The sequence below is a fragment of the Alcanivorax sp. UBA3183 genome (genome assembly GCF_002364155.1).
GTDB lineage: Bacteria > Pseudomonadota > Gammaproteobacteria > Pseudomonadales > Alcanivoracaceae > Alcanivorax > Alcanivorax jadensis.
Genome location: NZ_DEXN01000046.1, coordinates 7157 through 9453 on the forward strand (window position 1 = coordinate 7157; position 2297 = coordinate 9453).

2 protein-coding genes and 1 pseudogene are annotated in these 2297 nt (G+C 59.3%); 2 read left to right on the forward strand and 1 reads right to left on the reverse strand.

Annotation, left to right across the window (positions count from 1 at the left end; genetic code table 11):
• Together B3Q33_RS14450 and B3Q33_RS14455 are read left to right on the forward strand one after the other, a co-directional pair.
• Positions 1-266: pseudogene (locus B3Q33_RS14450) on the forward strand (hypothetical protein); the annotation flags it as partial.
• A gap of 172 nt (positions 267-438) precedes the next feature.
• Positions 439-924 (forward strand): hypothetical protein, encoded by a 486-nt coding sequence (locus B3Q33_RS14455; protein WP_035245869.1) that lies wholly within the window; start codon positions 439-441, stop codon positions 922-924.
• Between the two features lie 18 nt (positions 925-942).
• Here the strand turns inward: B3Q33_RS14455 and B3Q33_RS14460 are convergent, their stop codons facing one another.
• Positions 943-2247 carry an MATE family efflux transporter gene (locus B3Q33_RS14460; protein WP_272962620.1) on the reverse strand — a complete coding sequence of 435 codons (1305 nt, stop codon included), beginning with the start codon at positions 2245-2247 and terminating at the stop codon, positions 943-945.
• Positions 2248-2297: the final 50 nt, after the last annotated feature.

Here is a 2297-nt window from a genome sequence, read left to right on the forward strand (position 1 = left end):
ACTATGTGCCGATGCCCTCGGCGCCAGCTTACCTGGGCTACGGCCCCTATGTGGGCCACAGCTACGGCGCGATCTATCAGCCCGGTTACTATCACAACGCCAAGGACTATTACCTGCAGACCCAGGTCTACAGCGTGGAACGCAAGCGCCCGGTGTGGCAGGCCCAGTCGCGTAGCATGAACCCGGATAGCCTGAAGAATGGCGCCAAGGGCTACGCCAAGAGCATCGTCTCGCAGCTGGACAAGGATGGGGCGCTGAAGCGTTAGTCAAACGCAGCTGAAGTCCTGCAATTCATCTCTGTCGATGGCAGGACCCGGCACTCCACGCTCGTAAAACCGCTCCGCTAGTCGGGGCGGTTTTGCGTTTATCGATGCCGCTGGCAGCCCTTGGCTGAGTTCGCTAAGGTTTGTGCCTTCAATAAAAATAGATGGAATATTGATGAAAAAAGGAATTTCGGGGGCGCTGGCTGCAGTAATAGTGACGGGATTGGCGGCGTTTTTTCAGCCTGTACTGGCGGAGGAGGATGAGAAAGTATACCTGGTAGCACGGTTCGATCTGGATGGTACTACCTACAATCAGGTCGTGTTCTTTCAGGATGACGTCATCACTGATCTGAAAAGCTGCAAGCGGGAAATGATGTACGGCCGCAATGGCAAGTGGCAGGTCTATTCCCACATCACCAATGCGGTGCGCGGCTTTACCTACAGCCTCAGTTATACCTGTGCTCTGGGTCGTCAGGACTTCAGCGGCTGGGATAAGAGTGGTCAGATTAACCCCACACACACCTATGAAGTGGTGGTTCGGGATCAGTCTTTGCAGGTCATTCCACGCAATAGCTACAGCGCTTGTTTGAAAAAGGTTCGTAGTGCCGGAGGCGAAACGGCTAAACGCTACTGTGCACGGTCTACCCAGACTATCCAGTAGTGAGTTTTCAAGTACCTGTCACGATTGCCGCTGATAGCCGGGTGTTGCAAGTCGTTTTTTCAGCACCCAACCCATCAATATTCCCCGCCCGGCCATAAAGCCGTTCATGGCCAGCCATAGGCCGTGGTTGTCCCAGCCCCGGGTCAGTGCCCAGAGCACAAAGAAGATCCCCACTGCCACCAGCATGGTGTTACGCATGGCGGCGCCCCAGGTGGCGCCCACGAAAATGCCGTCCAGCCAGAAGCCGGCACTGGCGGTGAGTGGTAACAGCAGCATCCACGGCAGATAGGTGATGGCAGTGTCGCGGATATCAGGCAGGTCGGTGAGCAGATGAATCAGCGGCACACCGCCGAGACTGAATGCCAGTAGACCGAGTGCCGCACAGGCCACAGTCCAGCGCCCGGTGGCGCTAATGGCCTGGCCCAGGGCCTGGCGATCGTTTCTGCCGTGGGCCTCGCCCACCAGGGCTTCTGCTGCGTTGGCAAAGCCGTCGAGCAGGTTACTGAGCAGCAGCAGGAAAGTGATCAGCACCGCATTGGCGGCCAGTACCGCGTCACCCAGCCGCGCGCCCTGGGCGGCGAAGAAAAAGAAGCAGCTGAGCAGAGCAAGGCTGCGCAGAAAGATATCCCGGTTCACCGCCATCAATGCCAGGATGGCGTGTGGCTGCCACAGTCGTTCCTGCCGTGCCGGTGGACGCAGGGCGCCGCGTAGCCAGAACAGGCCGCCGGCCAGTCCCACGTATTCCGCGGTGGCACTGGCAATGGCTACCCCGCGCACATCCAGATGCCAGACCTGCACCAGCAGAATGTCCAGCAGGGCATTGGTGCTGTGCATCAGCACCGTCATCTTCAGTGGCACCCGGGTGTTATGGGTGCCGATGGCGAAGCCGATCAGGGCGAAATTGGCCAGCGCGGCCGGGGCGCCAAGAATGCGAATGTTGATGTAGTCGCCGGCCAGACCCTGAACATCATCACTGCCGCCCAGCAGCCACAGGCCGGTTTCCCGCAGCAGTGGTGACAGGGCAATCAGCGCCAGCCCCAGCCCGGTGGATAACAACAGGCCGCGCAGTAACACCACCCGGGTGTCCTTCTCGCCGCCCCGCGCCTGGGAGGCAAAGCCGGTGGTGCCCATGCGCAGGAAGTTGAACGAGAAATACAGGAACATGAAGAAGTTGCCACCCAGCGCCACCGCCGCCAGATAACGCGGATGATCCAGGTGCCCCACCACGGCGGTGTCCACCAGACCCAGCAACGGTGCGGTCAGGTTGGACAGCAACAGCGGCCATGCCAGCATCCAGATGCGGCGGTTAAGGGACAAACTCATTCACACTCCACAAACCGTTCTAACAGATCGCTGTAGGAGTTCCCTTCCAG